This window comes from Nocardia sp. NPDC050378, assembly GCF_040655675.1.
Taxonomy (GTDB): Bacteria; Actinomycetota; Actinomycetes; order Mycobacteriales; family Mycobacteriaceae; genus Nocardia; species Nocardia coubleae.
In genome coordinates, this window is the sequence record NZ_JBFAKI010000010.1 from 1 (window position 1) to 15,662 (window position 15,662).

The window sequence follows — 15,662 nt, forward strand, 5'->3', positions numbered from 1 at the left end:
ACCTCGTGTCTCAGCGGGGCTGAGTCGGTGTCCGTGTCGCTCTGACTCGAACTAAGTTACGTGCCGCCAAACACGAAGTCAAATCGGCTGGTCAGAGCAGGTTTTTCAGATCTTGGTCGAACCAGCCCGGAGCCGCACCGGTGAACCGGTCGCGGTCCCACCGTCCCGCCCCTGCGGGTATGGCGCCGAGCAACGGCGTTCCGGTGATCCGGGGCAGATCGTGGCGGTTGCATTCGGATGCGAGGTCGGGTTCATCGGGCCAGGCGCCGATGACGAGCCCGGCGCACTGCACTCCTGCGGCAGCAAGGGTTCTTGTGGTGAGTTCGCTGTGGTTGAGGGTGCCGAGGCCGGCGGCAGCGACGACCAGAACGGGGGCGCCGAGTTTCTCGGCGAGGTCGAGCAGGGTGAACTCCCCCATCCGGACCAGCAGTCCGCCCGCCCCTTCGACGAGCACCAGGTCGGCGTCGGTGAGTGTCTCGATAGCCGCGACCGTCTCCGCGAGTGTCAGCAAGGGCATGCCCGCCCGGCGGGCGGCGGTGTCGGGAGCGAGCGGTTCCGGGTAGCGGGCCAGTTCGAGGGTGCGGGTGACGCCGGTCAGGCGGGTGACATCGGCGAGGTCGCCGGGTTCGCCGGGCGCGATGCCGGTCTGGGCGGGTTTGCACACCGCGACCGTTCGGCCCTCGGCCGACGCGACGGCGGCCACCGCGGCCGTGGCCACGGTCTTGCCGACATCGGTCGATGTACCGCTGACCAGAAGAACACCCATCTCGCTACCTCACCAATCCTCGGCTCATCGCCGATCCGTTCCGTTCCTGCCCAGCTTCGGGCGGGCGCGCGCGTCAGACGACCAGCGCGTCCCCACGTGCCTCGGCCAGGACTTCGCCGAGCACCTCGGCGATGGTGTCCAGCTCGGCGGCGGTGAGGTCGGCTCGGGCGGTGAGTCGCAGGCGCGAGGTTCCCTCGGGGACCGACGGCGGACGGAAGCAGCCGACTTCGAGCCCGCGCGCTCGGCACGCCTGGGCGGCGTCGAAGGCGCGTTGGGCGTCGCCGAGAACTACCGAGACCACGGCGGAGGTCGGTGCGGGCACGCCCGCGACGCGGGCGATGTCCGCCGCGCGGTCCAGGACACGGGTGGCCATGGCCGGATCGCGGCGCAGCAGCGACAGGGCCGCGCGGGCGGCGCCGACGGCAGCGGGTGCCAGGCCGGTGTCGAAGATGAACGTGCGGGCGACATCGATGAGATGGGCACGAATCCTGTTGTCGGCGAGTACTACTCCGCCCTGGGCGGCGAACGCCTTCGACAGGGTGGCGGTGATGACGAGGTCGGGTTCACCCGCCAAGCCCAGTTCGTGCACCAATCCCCTGCCGCCGGCGCCGCGGACGCCGAGTCCGTGGGCTTCGTCGACGACGAGGACCGCGCCGTTGGCCCGGGTGACCCGGTGCAGGTCAGCGAGCGGCGCGAGGTCACCATCGGCGCTGAAGACCGAGTCGGTGAGGACGAGCGCCCGCTCCTCGACGCGTTCGGCCAGCAGCCGGTCGACTGCGGCGACATCGCGGTGCGGTGCGACGGCGATCCGGGCACGGGAGAGCCTGCACGCATCGACGAGCGAGGCGTGGCTGCCCGCGTCGGAGACGATGAAGCTGTCGCGCCCGGCCAGGGCGGTGACCACACCCAGGTTGGCGGCGTAACCGGAGGCGAAGACCAACCCTGTTTCGGCGCCGACGAATTCGGCCAGTTCGGTTTCCAGGAGCTCGTGTTCGGCGGTGGTTCCGGTGACCAGCCGCGAACCGGTGGAGCCCGCGCCCCAGCGGCGGACCGCGGCGATCGCGCCCTCGATCACTTCCGGGTGACGTACCAGGCCGAGGTAGTCGTTGGAGGCGAGGTCGATGCTCGCCTGCTCGGGTTCGCGCACGCGCAGGTGCCTGCGCAGCCCGGCGGCGGTGCGCGCGGTGGCGCGTTCGTCCAGCCAGCTCAACGGGTCCGTAGTCACAGTTGAGGAGGATACTTGAACACCGTTCAGGCCGGTCATCGGATCGAGGCTTTCACGGCGGCCTGCACGGCGCCGGTGATGGTGGCGATATCGGCGGAGCTGCTGATGAACGGCGGCATGGTGTAGACGAGATTGCGGAAAGGACGCAGCCAGGCACCCGCGTCGACAGCGGCATCGGTGGCTGCGCGCATGTCGACCGGTTCGGCGAGTTCGACGACGCCGATGGCTCCGAGCACGCGCACGTCGACGACCCCCGGCAGCTCGGCGATCGGCGCGAGACCTTCGCGCAGCTCGCCTTCGATCCGTGCTACCTCACCGCGCCAATCACGCGAGCGCAGCAGTTCGATCGAGGCCACCGCGACCGCGCACGCCAGTGGGTTGCCCATGAAGGTCGGCCCGTGCATCAGGCCGCCGTGCGCGGCGCTGATGGTTTCGGCGATGCGGGTGGTGCACAGCGCGGCGGCGAGGGTGAGATAGCCGCCGGTCAGTGCCTTGCCCACACACATGACGTCCGGGGCGACCCCGGCGTGGTCGGCGGCGAAGAGCGCGCCGGTGCGGCCGAAACCCGTGGCGATTTCGTCGAAGACGAGCAGCACGTCGTCGGCGTCGCAGATGCGGCGCAGCTCGGTGAGGTAGCGCGGATCATGCCAGCGCATACCGCCCGCGCCCTGCACGACGGGCTCGACGATGACGGCGGCCACCTCGTCGCGATGGGTGTGGATCGCGTGTTCGAGCTCGGCGACGTAGTCCTGGGTGAATTCGCGAGGCGGGGCGGGCACGAAGACCTGATCGGTGAGGACATCGGTCCACAGCGCATGCATGCCGCCCTCGGGATCGCAGACGCTCATCGGCGTGAAGGTGTCGCCGTGGTAGCCGCCGCGCCAGGTCAGCAGGCGGTTCTTGGCCGGACGCCCGAGCGCCCGCCAGTACTGCAGGCACATCTTCGCGGCCACTTCCACCGAGACCGAACCGGAGTCGCAGAGGAACACCTTGTCCAGGCCCGCGGGAGTGATCTCGACGAGTAGCTGCGCGAGGCGGGCGGCGGGTTCGTGGGTGAGTCCACCGAACATCACGTGACTCATCCGCTGCGACTGCGCGAAGAGAGCTTCGTCGAGCACGGGGTGCCGGTAGCCGTGCACGGCTGCCCACCAGGAGCTCATTCCGTCGACGAGTTCACGACCGTCGGCCAGGGTGAGGCGGGTGCCCACCGCGCTCGCCACCACCAGCGGTTCGGTGGTAGCCGGGAAACCGCCGTAGGGGTGCCAGACGTGATCGGCGTCCAGGGCGGTGATCTGCTCGGGGGTCAGGTCCACAGCGTGTCCTCGTCGTTGCCCGGTGCCGCCTGCGACGGCCTTGAACGCCGTTCAAGTTATCACCTGTCGCCGACGGCGGACAGACTCGCGACCGCATCGGGAATCCGGGCAAGGGCCGCGCGGACATCGCCGAGCGGCTCCGCGCCCAGTTCGCCCGCGACGGCGGCCTCGATGCGCCGGATCTCCCGCTCGGCCACGGCGAGGGCATCGCGGCCTTTCGTCGTCGGCACGATCAGACGTGCGCGTTTGTCGGCGGGATCAGCGATGCGTTCGACATAGCCACAGCGTTCGAGGTGGGTGACCAGCTCCCCCATCGACTGCTGGGTCATTCCGGCCGACTCGGCCAGGCCGGTCACGCGCGAACCGTTCGGCGCCAGGTAGCGGAAGACCGCGTAGTGCGCGGGTCGCAGTTCCGTGCCGAGGGTTGCGCGCAGGGCGGTGTCGAGTTCCCGTTCGTAGGCATCGGTGGCTTGGACCAGGAGTTTCAGCAGCGTAGACCTTGACATATAGGAAGGTTACCTTTATATCTTGGATATGGCACGCACCGGCACCGTCCTCACCTTCCGCAACGGGCATCGGGTCACGCTCGTCGACCGCGGCACCGACGCGCACGGTGCCTATCTCCGGCTCGAGCACGAGCTGCCGCGTACCGGCAGGCAGGCGGGCCCGCACTGGCATCCCGAGATCAGCGAGACGTGGACGATCCGCGGCGGGCAGGTGCGCTTCCGCATCGACGGCGCCGACATCGTCGCCGGACCGGGCGACACCGTCACCGCACCGCCGCGTGCCGTGCACGAATTCTGGAACGAGGCCGAGGGCACGGTGATGGACCACGTGATCCGGCCGCCGCTGCGGCACTGGGAGATGTTCGAGTTCTGGAGTGGGCTGGACAACGCGAACAAGACCACCGAGCGGCGATTGCCCCGCAACCCGCTGGCGCTCGCCCTGCTGTGGGAGTACCAGGACGGCTACCTGGCCGGTCCGCCCGCGCTGCTGCAACGGTGGGTTCTCGGCGGGCTCGCCGCGCTGGCCCGGCGCACGGGCTACGCGCGGCGGCTGACTGCGGGGTGACGCAGCACCCAGCGCGAGCACGCGCGGTCGGCCCGCGGATTCCTCTACTGTCGTAGCATGTCGAGCCCCAACGACCGAACCGGTGAGGTGACGCCGCTGAGCGTGTGGCCGGGCACGGCATACCCGCTCGGTGCCACCTACGACGGCGGGGGCACGAACTTCTCGGTGTTCTCCGAGGTGGCAACCCGGGTGGAGTTGTGCCTGATCGGCGAGGACGGGTCCGAGACGCGGGTGGATCTGGACGAGGTGGACGGCTATGTCTGGCACGCCTATCTGCCCTCGGTCGTTCCCGGTCAGCGCTATGGATTCCGCGTCCACGGGCCCTACGAGCCCGAACTGGGGCTGCGCTGCGATCCGGGCAAACTGCTGCTCGACCCGTACGGCAAGGCCTTCGACGGCGAGTTCGTCAACGATCCCTCGCTCTACACCTACGGCCTGGATTCGCTGGGCCACACCATGACCGGGGTGGTCATCAACCCCTTCTTCGATTGGGGCAACGACCGGCCGCCGAATCGGCCGTACCACGAGACGGTGATCTACGAGGCGCACGTCAAGGGCATGACCATGACGCACCCCGACATCCCGGATGAACTACGCGGCACCTATGCGGGGCTGGCACATCCGGCGATCATCGGGCATCTGAAAGCGCTCGGGGTCACGGCGATCGAGCTGATGCCGGTGCACCAGTTCTTCCACGATCATGTGCTCACCGATCAGGGACTGCGAAACTACTGGGGCTACAACAGCATCGGGTATCTGGCTCCGCACAACGAGTACGCCTCCCGCCGCAGCGGGGATGCCGCGGTCGCCGAGTTCAAGGCGATGGTGCGGGCGATGCACGCCGAGGGCATCGAGGTGATTCTCGATGTGGTCTACAACCACACCGGTGAGGGCAATCACCGGGGGCCGGTCCTGAGCCTGCGCGGTATCGACAACGGCGCCTACTACCGGCTCGACGACGACAACCCCGAGCACTACAAGGATTTCACCGGTACGGGCAACAGTCTCAACGTGCGGCATCCGCACACCCTGCAGCTCATCATGGATTCGCTGCGCTACTGGATCCTCGATATGCACGTCGACGGCTTCCGCTTCGACCTCGCGGCCACGCTCGCGCGCGAATTGCACGATGTGGACCGGCTTTCCGCGTTCTTCGATCTGGTGCACCAGGATCCGGTGGTGAGTCAGGTGAAGCTCATCGCCGAACCGTGGGACGTGGGCGAGGGCGGTTATCAGGTGGGCAACTTCCCCAGTTTGTGGACCGAATGGAACGGCAAGTACCGCGATACGGTGCGCGACTATTGGCGTGGTGAACCGGCGACATTGGGTGAGTTCGCCTCGCGGCTCACCGGGTCGTCGGATCTGTACGAGCCGACCGGGCGACGCCCCGGCGCCAGCATCAACTTCGTCACCGCGCACGACGGATTCACCTTGCGGGACCTGGTGTCCTACAACGAGAAACACAACGAGGCCAACGGCGAGGGCAACCGCGACGGCGAAAGCCACAACCGGTCGTGGAACTGCGGTGTCGAAGGACCGACCGACGACCCCGAGGTGGAGGCACTGCGGGCGCGTCAGCAGCGCAATCTGCTGGCCACGCTGATCCTGAGCCAGGGCACCCCGATGCTGGCCCACGGTGACGAGATGGGCCGCACCCAGCTCGGCAACAACAACGTGTACTGCCAGGACTCGCCGCTGGCGTGGATGGATTGGTCGCTGGCGCGGCAGAACGCGGACCTGCTCGAATTCACCCGCTCGGTGATCGCGTTGCGTACCGAGCATCCGATCTTCCGGCGTCGCCGCTTCCTCGCCCCCGGTCCGGCCGACGGCGAGGGGCATCGCCGCGAGATCGCCTGGTTCACGCCCGCCGGGGCGGAGATGACCACCGAGGACTGGCACAGCGGATTCGGCAAATCCCTCGCCGTGCTGCTCGACGGCGACGGCATTCCCGAGCCCGGCCCGCGCGGGGAACGGATCAGCGACGACTCGTTCCTGCTGTGCTTCAATGCGCACGACGAAGCGCTCGATTTCGTGCTGCCCGGGCCGGAGTTCGGTGCCGAATGGGCGCTCGCCCTTGATTGTTCGACCCCCACCGGTGCCGCCGAAGCCGTGCATGCGGCAGCGGCGGTGCTGCCCGTTCCCAGCCGCTGCCTGCTCGTATTGCGCCGAACCGCCTAGCGAGACGATGACCGAGACCTACGTGACCGATCCCCTGACCCGGCTGCACCGCGCGCCGATCCGCCCGAGCACGGTGCGCAGCACCTACCGCCTCCAGTTGCGTCCCGACGCGCTCACCTTCGGCGATGCCCGTGCCATTGCCGAATACCTGCAGCAGCTGGGGATTTCGCATCTGTACCTGTCCCCGATCCTGACCGCGGCGCACGGGTCGACGCACGGGTACGACGTCACCGACCCGACCACGGTGTCGGCCGCGCTCGGGGGGCCGACCGGACTCAAGGCGCTGTCGGACGAAGTGCGCAGTCGCGGAATGGGTTTGATCGTCGATCTGGTGCCCAACCACGTGGGAGTCGGTGATCCGCAGCAGAATCCGTGGTGGTGGGATGTGCTGCGGCTGGGCCGGAAGTCGCAGTACGCCAAGTACTTCGACATCGACTGGAGTCCGAGCAACGGTGCGGGTGGGCGGTTGGCGCTGCCGGTCCTGCAGAACGAGAACGACCCCGCCGCGCTCACCGTCGACCGGTCCGGTCCCGAACCCATGCTCGCGCTGCACGATCTGCGTTTCCCGATCGCGCCCGGCACCGACGGTGACCACGCGCTGCGGATCCACGATCGCCAGCACTACCGGCTGGTGAGCTGGAAGGCCGGGGTGTGCACCTATCGGCGGTTCTTCGCGGTGAACAGTCTGGCCGCCGTCCGCCAGGAGGACCCGGAGGTGTTCGAGGCGACGCACCGGGAGCTGGCCGCCTGGTGTGAACACGACCTGATCGACGGTGTTCGGGTGGACCACCCGGACGGGTTGGCCTACCCCAGTGCGTATCTCACGCGATTGCGTCGTCTGATCGGGCCCAAGCGGTTGCTGCTGGTCGAGAAGATCCTGGCCAATCGTGAACCGCTCGACGCCACTCTGCCGATCGACGGCACCACGGGTTACGACGCGTTGGCCGACGTGGGCGGGGTGCTCATCGATCCGGCCGGTGAACCCGCGCTCACCGAGCTGTCACAACAGGTGGCCGGACACGGCAGCGATCGCGCCTGGTTCGGGGAAACCGAGCACCGGATCAAACGGGCGGTCGCCGAAACCATTCTGGCCCCCGAGATCCGACGGCTGGTCGCCGCGATCAAACGCGACGGCAACGCGGGCAGTTTCGACACCCTTGCCGTGAGCAACGCGACCATCGAGGTGCTGGCGTTCATGCCCGTGTACCGGGTGGATTACGCACCGCTGGCCGGGATGACCGCGGCGGTGGTCGCGGAGGTGGAGAAGCGCAATGCCGAGCTCACGGCGCCGCTGTCGGTGCTGGTGACGGCGCTGGCCGTGGGCGGGGAGGCGGCGACGCGGTTCAACCAGGTGTGCGGGGCGATCACCGCGAAAGCCGTGGAGGACACCATGTTCTATCAGGGTGCGCGGTTGGTGTCGCTGCAGGAGGTGGGTGGGAACCCGGCGCGCTTCGGCCACTCGGTCAACGATTTCCACCTGTCCAACAGTGAGCGCTCGCAGCGCTGGCCGGCGACCATGACCGCGCTGTCGACGCACGACACCAAGCGCGGCGAGGATGTACGCGCCCGGATCGGGGTGCTCTCGCAGGTGGCCGAGCTCTGGTCGGAGCGGGTGCGCGGCTGGCTCGAAACCACACCGGCGCCCGACGGCGCGACGGCATTGTTCTTGCTGCAGAACATGTTCGGGGTGTGGCCTGCCGACGGGCGGCCCGCGTCGTCGGTGCCGGGACTGCGTGACCGGTTGCATCTGTTCGCGGAGAAGTCGATCCGGGAGGCCGGGACCAAGACGTCGTGGGAGGAACCCGACGCGCAGTTCGAGTCGGCGGTGCACGCCTGGCTCGACGCGGTGATCGACGGTCCGGTCGGCACCGGGATCGGTGATCTGGCGCACGAGCTGGCACCGCATGCCTGGTCGGACGCGGTGTCACAGAAGCTGCTCCAGCTGTGCGCGCCGGGGATTCCGGACATCTATCAGGGCACCGAAGTGTGGGAGGACTCGGTGGTCGACCCCGACAACCGACGGCCGGTGAACTTCGCGGTGCGGGCGGGACTGCTTCAATCCCTCACCGACACACCGACTCTGGACACCACGGGGGCGGCGAAGATGTGGGTGGTCGCCTATGCGCTGTGGTTGCGGCGGGAGCGGCCGGAATGCTTCGTCGGCGGGATGTACCGGCCGTTCTACGCGGTCGGTGAGCACGCGCACCGGCTCGTCGCCTACGGGCGCGGGCCCGCCGGGGAATCGCCCGAGGTGATCGTCGCGGCCACCCGGCATTCGGTCGGGTTGGCCGCGACGGGGTGGACCGACACCACCCTGCCCCTGCCCGAAGGCACCTGGACCGACAGGTTGACCGGCAACACCTATGCGGGCACCGTGCGGCTGGACACGTTGTTCACCCGGTTGCCGGTCGCGCTGCTGGTGCGCTGAGAAACGCGGGACCGCCTCGGCGATCCCGCGTCCGGTTCAGCGTCGCAGGCCCAGGTATTGCAGGGCGGCGAAGGCGCCGACCGTCATCGCCTGCATCACGGCCCACACGGCGCCGACCGTCGTCAGGTTCAGGGCACCGGTGACGACCGCGGCGAGGCTGGCGAGCACCCAGGCGGCGTTGCCGATCGCGACACCGGCCGCGGCGGTCCGGTTGATCGGCGACCTGGCACCGATCACGGCGACGGCCAGGCCGTAGGCGGTGAGGAAGGCGCCGATCGCCAGGCTCGCGGTGGTGTCGAGGCCGAGCAGGCGCTCGAGCGGGCCCGCGAGGGCGAGGTAGGCAATGCCGTTGGCGCCGGTGACGACGGCGTCGGTGCGCAGCGACAGGCGGAGCAGGTTCTCACCGGAGGTGAGCAGGGCGGACAGGCGGCCGGGGCGGGTGGCGGTGGTCATGGCGGATCTCCTGGTGTGTGAAGGGGTTTCAGGCGGCGGCGGGAACGTGGTCGAGGAAGCCGTAGACGCGGTCGATGCGGCCGTCGACGAGGACGGCGACGTCGAAGCCGATCACCACGGCGTCACCGTCGGCGGGGCCGAGACCCCAGGTGAAGCGGACCTGGTCGTGGTGGGCATCGACCGGGCCGGCCAGCCGGAAGGTCCAGTCGGGGAACTGGGTCTGCACGCCGGCGATCGCGGCTTCGAGTTCGGCGTGTCCGTTCACCGCGACCATCGGGTCGACGTAGCCGACCTGCGGGGTGAACAGCCGGGCGACGGCGGAGCGGCGGGCGCCGGGCTCGCGGGTGTTCCAGGCTTCCAGGTACTGCGCGACGACGGTGTTCATCTCGACCTCCGAAATAGTCTCTGAGCTGGTGTTTCGCTCGTTGTTTCTGCGATGACACCAACGTTATGGGTCGAGTGGGGGTCGGCGAATCAGTCGCCTATAGGTACTTTCGCGACGCGGCTACTGTCATCGCCGGTACGGCGATACGGTTGAGCACATGCTGCACGGACGCGACGCCGAACAGGCCATGCTCGACGACCTGCTCGCCGGTGCGCGTGCCGGGCGCAGCGCGGCCCTCGTGATCCGCGGTGAGGCGGGAATCGGTAAGTCAGCGCTGCTGGATTACGCTGCCGCCCAAGGTATTCCGACGGCGCGCAGTGCCGGTATCGAATCCGAGGCCGAACTGCCGTTTGCGGCACTGCATCTGTTGGTGAAGCCGGGCATGGAGCTGGTGCGGCAGTTGCCGCCTCGACAGCGCGACGCGCTCGAGGCGGCGTTCGGCTTGGGTGAGCGGGCACCGGCCGACCGGATGCTCATCGGTCTCGCGGTCCTGACGCTGCTGGCCGAGGAAGCCGCCGACGGGCCGCTGCTGTGCATCGTCGACGACGCACACTGGCTGGACCAGGCCACCGCCGATGCCCTGCTGTTCGCGGCGCGGCGGCTCGATGCCGAGGGGGTGGTGATGCTCTTCGCGACGCGCACCGGGCCCGGCGATTTCCCGGCCCCCGGTCTGCCGGAACTCGCCCTCACCGGTCTGGCACCCGAAGCGGCGGCCGCACTGCTCGATGCGGGCGAGACCCGGTTGTCCCCCGCCACGCGGTATCGGCTGCTCACCGAGTCGGGCGGGAATCCGCTTGCGCTGCGGGAACTTCCGTCGATCGTCGACGACAGCGGGGTGGACGCCACGAACCCGCTGCCGCTGACCCAGCGTCTGCAACTTGCCTTCCACAGCCGTATCGCCCGGCTCCCCGCCGCCACCCGGACCGTCCTCCTGGTCACCGCCGCGGCGGGCATGGGAGACATCGACCGGGTGCTGCGCGCCGCCGCCACCCTGGGTGCGGGACTACCGGATCTGCAACCGGCACAGGACGCGGGCATGATCGTCCTCGTCAACGGACGGCTCATCTGGCACCACCCGCTGCTGCGCTCGGCGGTCTACCAGGGTGCGGCGCTCACCCAGCGCCTAGCCGCCCACCGCGCCCTCGCCGACGCCTACACACCCGCAGCCCATTCGATCGTCGCGGTGCCTGCGGCCGCTGGGCCGAGAGCGACCGCCGCGGATGGTTCAGCCACCGGCACCTACCGCTCGGCCACCGCTGCCCACACCCCGGTGACCGGTGCCGACGATTCGGCCACAGCCGTCAACGACCCGGCGACCGGTACGGACGATTCGGCCACAGCTGTCCACGATCCGATGACCGGAGCCGACGATTCGGTCGGAGTCGGTACTCCGGCGATCCCGGAGGACAGCGACGCCGACCTTCGCGCCTGGCATTTGGCTTGTGCGGCAACAGGGCCCGATGAGCAGACCGCCGCCGCGCTGGAGAACACCGCCGACCGGGCCCGCCGCCGCAACGGCTTCCACGGGGCGGTCGCGGCTTATGACCGGGCGGCGGCGCTGAGCGTCGACGGTGCGGCGCGGGTGCGGCGGCTGGTACTCGCCGCCGAGACGGCGACGGAGGCCGGGCTCACCGAGCAGGCCGCGCGGCTGGCCGAGCGCGCGGCCGCGCAGGTCGGCGGTGACGAGTACGCGCAGCGGCTCGAACTGGTGCGTGCGCAAGCCGAGTTCGCTTCGGGCACACCAGGTTCCGCGCATCGGCGGTTCATGTCGGCGGCCCGTGCGGCGGGCACGGACGACCCGGCGACCGCCGCCCGCATTCTGACCAGGGCAGTGCACACCGCCTGGTATCTCGGCCCCACCGAACTGGACGAAGTGGCTCACTTCCTGACCACCTTGGACCTGGCGGAGGACGACCCGGCCACCCCGATCGCGCGGTATCTCACCGGCTCGGTGTCGGGCAGGCGGACCACCGACCTGCGGGCCGTTGTCGACGCCGCCCGGGCCGCCGGTACCGACAATCCCGCCGATCTGGTGCAACTGTGCGGCAGTGGGCTCGTCGTCGGGCAGGACGACCAGGTCGACGAGGTGGCGGCCGAGCTCCTCACCGAATGCCGCGAACAGGGACGCATCGCCCTGCTCGCTCCCCTGCTGTTCTTCCGTGCCGAAGGGCAACTGTTCGGTGGGCGTCCGAGGGAGAGCCGGGTGGCCGCCGAGGAAGGGCTGGCGATCGCGCGCGATATCGGGCAGGCGCAGTGGGTCAGCCAGCTGCACGCCTTTCTCGCCTACCTGGCGGCATCGCGCGGGGACGAACAGGGCTGCCGTGCCGAAGCCGATCAGGCCGTGTCCGACCAGCTCGGCGGGCCCCTGGCGGTCGGCGCGTCCTGGGCGCACGCGGCTCGCGGCCTCCTCGCGCTCGGCGCGGGCGTGCTCGACCGGGCGCAGGCCGAATTCGACCACATGACCGTCGAACCGGCCCGCCACCAGGTGATCGGCTTGCGCACGCTGCCGGATCAGATCGAGGTCGCGGTGCGACTCGGCGCGGCGGAGCGCGCGACCGAGGCACTGGAAAGGCTCGCCGACTGGTCGCAGCGCGCCGGACAGGAATGGATCGCGGCGCTGACCGCGCGCGGCCGCGCACTGCTGGCCGACGACCCCGAACCGCATTTCCGTGCGGCGCTCACCGGCAACCGCCCGTTCGACGAGGCACGGACCCGGCTGCTCTACGGCGAATGGTTGCGCCGGGAGAAACGCAAGGTCGAGGCCCGCACCGAACTCGAGCGGTGCGCCGAGGTGTTCGATCGGCTCGAGGCCGCGCCCTGGCTCGAACGGGCACGAACCGAGCTCAGCGCCCTGGGCGTGGGGACAGCCACACGCACCGACAACGGGCCGTTGAGCCTGCTCACGCCGCAGGAATCACAGATCGTCCGGTTGGCCGCGCAGGGACTGTCGAATCGGGAGATCGCCGCCCGGCTGTTCCTGAGTCATCGCACGGTCGGGCATCACCTGTACAAGGCGTATCCGAAACTGGGTGTGCTCTCGCGTGGCGAACTGAACGCGCTCGACCTCGACTGATCGGTCAGGTACGAGGATGGGCGTTGGCGGCGCCGACGACCCATCGCACGGCCGCGACCGACGCGGCGGCGAGCACGGCGACCTGCGGCGATCCGACGACGAGCAGGAGCAGCGCGGCGACCACGAGCCCGGCGACCAACGCCTCGAGCTTGTAGACCGGCCACGCGACGCCGGCGACGTCGACCGTCGCGGCTGCTGTCGATGGGGTCACCACTGCCATGCACACAGGATAGGCGCAAACAAGAGTTCGGTCCACCGAAACCTCGCCTTCGGGTGAGGTCGGGAACATCACAGCCGGAACAGTCGTTGTGCTGGTCATGCCACTGACAGGAGAGTACGCACCGAGCACTTCCGATTGGGCGCGCGAACAGGCGGAGGCCTATGAGGCCTCCGGCGGTGCCGAGGGCACCTCGTTGCAAGGCAAACCGGTCATCCTGCTCACCACCAAGGGCGCCAAGACCGGCAAGCTGCGCAAGACACCGCTGATGCGCGTCGAGCACGACGGCGAGTACGCCGTCGTCGCCTCGCTGGGCGGCGCGCCGAAACACCCCGTCTGGTACTACAACATCAAGGCCGAACCGCACGTCGAGTTGCGCGACGGCACAGTCAACAAGGACTACACCGCCCGCGAGGTCTTCGGCGAGGAGAAGGCGCTGTGGTGGGACCGCGCGGTGCAGGTCTGGCCCGATTACGCCGAATATCAGAAGAAGACCGACCGCGAGATCCCGGTCTTCGTGCTGACGCCCCGCTGACCGACCCGCCGACGCCGGACACCCGTGGCTGCCTCGGTAGCATTGTCGGGTGTCCTCCACCGTTGACGTCGCCGAAGTTTCCCTGACCCGTCCGCCGCTCACCGCGGACGAGATCGATGTGGCCGCGCAGCGAATTTCCGACATCATCGAGCCGACACCGCTGCAGTACAGCCCGCGCCTGTCGGCGAGCACCGGCGCGCAGGTGTACCTCAAGCGCGAAGACCTCACCGCCGTGCGCTCCTACAAGCTGCGCGGCGCCTACAACCTGATGGTGCAGCTCACCGACGCCGAACGCGCCGCCGGTGTGGTCGCGGCCAGCGCGGGCAATCACGCGCAGGGCGTGGCCTTCGCCTGCCAGGCGATGGGCGTGCGCGGACGCATCTACGTCCCGACGACCACCCCGAAGCAGAAGCGTGACCGCATCCGCGTGCACGGCGGCGAGTTCGTCGAACTGATCGCGGTCGGCGAGACCTACGACGCGGCCGCCGCGGCCGCCGCCGACGACGTGGCTCGCACGGGCGCGACCATGGTTCCCCCGTTCGACGACCCGCGCACCGCGGCGGGCCAGGGCACCATCGCCGCCGAATTCCTCGAACAACTCGGTACCGCACCGGATCTGGTGGTCGTGCCGGTCGGCGGCGGCGGCTGTCTCGCCGGCATCGGCACCTACCTGCGCGAGCGCGCGCCGGGCGCCGGTCTGCTCGGCGTGGAGCCCGCGGGCGCGGCCTCGATGACGGCGGCGCTGGTGGCAAGCGGTCCGGTGACCCTGCCCGAGATCGACCCGTTCGTCGACGGCGCCGCCGTGCGCCGCATCGGTGACCTGCCGTATCAGGCGGCGGCCTCGTTCGGTGGCCGAGTCGTCTCGCACGCCTCGCTCCCATTGCTCACCACCACCGAATCCCCCACCGGCACAGCGTCTTTCCGGATGATGCAGGTCGACGAGGGCGCCATCTGCACGGCGATGCTCGACCTGTACCAGAACGAGGGCATCATCGCCGAGCCCGCGGGCGCGCTCGCGACGGCGGCGCTGGCCGAGATCGACATCGAGCCGGGCTCCACCGTTGTGGTGCTGGTGTCGGGCGGCAACAACGATGTGTCGCGCTATGGCGAGATCATCGAACGGTCCCTGGTGCATCGCGGGCTCAAGCACTACTTCCTGGTGGACTTCCCGCAGGAACCGGGTGCGCTGCGCCGCTTCCTCGACGATGTCCTCGGGCCCGACGACGACATCACCATGTTCGAGTACGTCAAGCGCAACAACCGCGAGACCGGGGCGGCGCTGGTCGGCATCGAGCTCGGTGCCACCGACGACCTGGCCTCGCTGCTGCACCGCATCGAGGAGTCGCCGATCCAGGCGGAACGCCTGGAACCGGGCTCGCCCGCGTACCGCTACCTCACCTAGCGCCGACCGAGCCTCGTCAGGCCTTCTTCACGGCGTTGAAGATCAGCTCGCCGTAGATCCGCCACTGCTCGGGGTCGCGTTCCTGCTGGCGGAACAGACTGCCCGCGACACCGCCGAGTAGTACGCGCACGTGGCGGGCCGTCACGTCCTCGCGGATCACCCCCTGCCGCTGGCCCGCGAGGATGATGGATTCCAACGATTCCTCACCCGCGGGCGACGGCTTCGCGGTCTCGGGCAGGGCTTCGGCGAGGGCCCGGTCGTTGGCGAGGCGTTCGACGGTTTCGGCGAGCAGATCGCGCAGGATCGCCAAGGGGTCACCGCCGGCCTTCAGCTGCTCCAGGGCGGCGAGGCCGCGACGGTAGAACCAGGCGCGCTGATACCGCGCCACCGCCTGCACCAGCGCGTCCTTGGTCGGAAAGCTGCGGTACACGGTCGCCTTTCCGACGCCCGCACGGGCGGCGACCTGTGGAATCGTGGCCTCGATGCCGTGTTCGGCGAACACTTCGACGGCCGCCGCCACCACGCGCTCGTGATTGCGCCTGGCATCGGATCGCTTGGTGGACCAGTCGACGTCGCGGTCGGGCGTCGGGTCGCACTCGGGAGCAGTCACCCTGCG

Annotated in this window: 14 protein-coding genes; 6 read left to right on the forward strand and 8 right to left on the reverse strand. The window is 69.4% G+C overall.

The annotated features are described in order from the left end of the window. Nucleotides 1-91: 91 nt before the first annotated feature. The 4 genes from bioD to AB0I35_RS21530 form a co-directional block, all read right to left on the reverse strand. Nucleotides 92-766, reverse strand: coding sequence for a dethiobiotin synthase (bioD, locus tag AB0I35_RS21515; RefSeq protein WP_357397937.1), 675 nt, complete (start codon nt 764-766; stop codon nt 92-94). Between the two features lie 73 nt (nt 767-839). Next, on the reverse strand, nt 840-1,991 hold the full coding sequence (locus AB0I35_RS21520; RefSeq protein WP_357397938.1) for an 8-amino-7-oxononanoate synthase: 1,152 nt from the start codon (nt 1,989-1,991) through the stop codon (nt 840-842). A gap of 35 nt (nt 1,992-2,026) precedes the next feature. Continuing rightward, on the reverse strand, nt 2,027-3,304 hold the full coding sequence (locus AB0I35_RS21525; RefSeq protein WP_357397939.1) for an adenosylmethionine--8-amino-7-oxononanoate transaminase: 1,278 nt from the start codon (nt 3,302-3,304) through the stop codon (nt 2,027-2,029). Nucleotides 3,305-3,363: 59 nt separating this feature from the next. Next, the gene (locus AB0I35_RS21530) at nt 3,364-3,810 is read right to left on the reverse strand and encodes a MarR family transcriptional regulator (RefSeq protein ID WP_357397940.1); all 447 of its coding nucleotides are present in this window, start codon (nt 3,808-3,810) and stop codon (nt 3,364-3,366) included. A 28-nt stretch (nt 3,811-3,838) separates the two neighbouring features. Here AB0I35_RS21530 and AB0I35_RS21535 point away from each other — a divergent pair, with 28 nt between their 5' ends. From AB0I35_RS21535 to treY, 3 genes are read left to right on the forward strand one after another with little or no spacing between them, the layout of a single operon-like run. Further along, nucleotides 3,839-4,375, forward strand: coding sequence for a cupin domain-containing protein (locus AB0I35_RS21535; protein ID WP_357398114.1), 537 nt, complete (start codon nt 3,839-3,841; stop codon nt 4,373-4,375). Nucleotides 4,376-4,432: 57 nt separating this feature from the next. Then, nucleotides 4,433-6,553 (forward strand): glycogen debranching protein GlgX, encoded by a 2,121-nt coding sequence (gene glgX, locus AB0I35_RS21540; RefSeq protein ID WP_357397941.1) that lies wholly within the window; start codon nt 4,433-4,435, stop codon nt 6,551-6,553. Nucleotides 6,554-6,560: 7 nt separating this feature from the next. Beyond that, entirely contained in the window at nt 6,561-8,981 is a 2,421-nt protein-coding gene (gene treY / locus AB0I35_RS21545) for a malto-oligosyltrehalose synthase (RefSeq protein ID WP_357397942.1), read from the forward strand. Between the two features lie 36 nt (nt 8,982-9,017). On the opposite strand, the gene AB0I35_RS21550 is transcribed toward treY, so the two are convergent. Both AB0I35_RS21550 and AB0I35_RS21555 read right to left on the reverse strand, forming a co-directional pair. Beyond that, nucleotides 9,018-9,434, reverse strand: a complete 417-nt coding sequence (locus AB0I35_RS21550; RefSeq protein WP_357153095.1) for a hypothetical protein — start codon at nt 9,432-9,434, stop codon at nt 9,018-9,020. A gap of 28 nt (nt 9,435-9,462) precedes the next feature. After that, nucleotides 9,463-9,819 carry a nuclear transport factor 2 family protein gene (locus AB0I35_RS21555; RefSeq protein ID WP_084457462.1) on the reverse strand — a complete coding sequence of 119 codons (357 nt, stop codon included), beginning with the start codon at nt 9,817-9,819 and terminating at the stop codon, nt 9,463-9,465. Nucleotides 9,820-9,976: 157 nt separating this feature from the next. Here AB0I35_RS21555 and AB0I35_RS21560 point away from each other — a divergent pair, with 157 nt between their 5' ends. Continuing rightward, a complete protein-coding gene (locus AB0I35_RS21560) occupies nt 9,977-12,892 on the forward strand; it encodes an AAA family ATPase (protein WP_357397943.1) in 2,916 nt (971 codons plus the stop codon). A 4-nt stretch (nt 12,893-12,896) separates the two neighbouring features. Here the strand turns inward: AB0I35_RS21560 and AB0I35_RS21565 are convergent, their stop codons facing one another. After that, nucleotides 12,897-13,112, reverse strand: coding sequence for a hypothetical protein (locus AB0I35_RS21565; RefSeq protein ID WP_357397944.1), 216 nt, complete (start codon nt 13,110-13,112; stop codon nt 12,897-12,899). 97 nt (nt 13,113-13,209) lie between these two features. On the opposite strand from AB0I35_RS21565, the gene AB0I35_RS21570 reads away from it, so the two are divergent. Both AB0I35_RS21570 and ilvA read left to right on the forward strand, forming a co-directional pair. Further along, nucleotides 13,210-13,644, forward strand: a complete 435-nt coding sequence (locus AB0I35_RS21570; RefSeq protein WP_181700639.1) for a nitroreductase family deazaflavin-dependent oxidoreductase — start codon at nt 13,210-13,212, stop codon at nt 13,642-13,644. Between the two features lie 49 nt (nt 13,645-13,693). Next, nucleotides 13,694-15,046: a threonine ammonia-lyase IlvA gene (gene ilvA, locus AB0I35_RS21575; RefSeq protein ID WP_357397945.1), complete on the forward strand. Its 1,353-nt coding sequence runs from the start codon at nt 13,694-13,696 to the stop codon at nt 15,044-15,046. A 16-nt stretch (nt 15,047-15,062) separates the two neighbouring features. Here ilvA and AB0I35_RS21580 read toward each other — a convergent pair whose 3' ends face one another. Then, nucleotides 15,063-15,656, reverse strand: coding sequence for a TetR/AcrR family transcriptional regulator (locus AB0I35_RS21580; protein WP_357397946.1), 594 nt, complete (start codon nt 15,654-15,656; stop codon nt 15,063-15,065). Nucleotides 15,657-15,662: the final 6 nt, after the last annotated feature.

Excerpts from the sequence above, each read along its gene's own strand:
- AB0I35_RS21550 (WP_357153095.1), bottom strand. The coding sequence starts at position 9,434 with ATGACCACCGCCACCCGCCCCGGCCGCCTGTCCGCCCTGCTCACCTCC.
- AB0I35_RS21535 (WP_357398114.1), top strand. The coding sequence starts at position 3,839 with ATGGCACGCACCGGCACCGTCCTCACCTTCCGCAACGGGCATCGGGTC.
- AB0I35_RS21570 (WP_181700639.1), top strand. The coding sequence starts at position 13,210 with ATGCCACTGACAGGAGAGTACGCACCGAGCACTTCCGATTGGGCGCGC.
- glgX (WP_357397941.1), top strand. The coding sequence starts at position 4,433 with ATGTCGAGCCCCAACGACCGAACCGGTGAGGTGACGCCGCTGAGCGTG.
- AB0I35_RS21565 (WP_357397944.1), bottom strand. The coding sequence starts at position 13,112 with ATGGCAGTGGTGACCCCATCGACAGCAGCCGCGACGGTCGACGTCGCC.
- treY (WP_357397942.1), top strand. The coding sequence starts at position 6,561 with ATGACCGAGACCTACGTGACCGATCCCCTGACCCGGCTGCACCGCGCG.
- AB0I35_RS21530 (WP_357397940.1), bottom strand. The coding sequence starts at position 3,810 with ATGTCAAGGTCTACGCTGCTGAAACTCCTGGTCCAAGCCACCGATGCC.
- bioD (WP_357397937.1), bottom strand. The coding sequence starts at position 766 with ATGGGTGTTCTTCTGGTCAGCGGTACATCGACCGATGTCGGCAAGACC.
- AB0I35_RS21555 (WP_084457462.1), bottom strand. The coding sequence starts at position 9,819 with ATGAACACCGTCGTCGCGCAGTACCTGGAAGCCTGGAACACCCGCGAG.
- AB0I35_RS21560 (WP_357397943.1), top strand. The coding sequence starts at position 9,977 with ATGCTGCACGGACGCGACGCCGAACAGGCCATGCTCGACGACCTGCTC.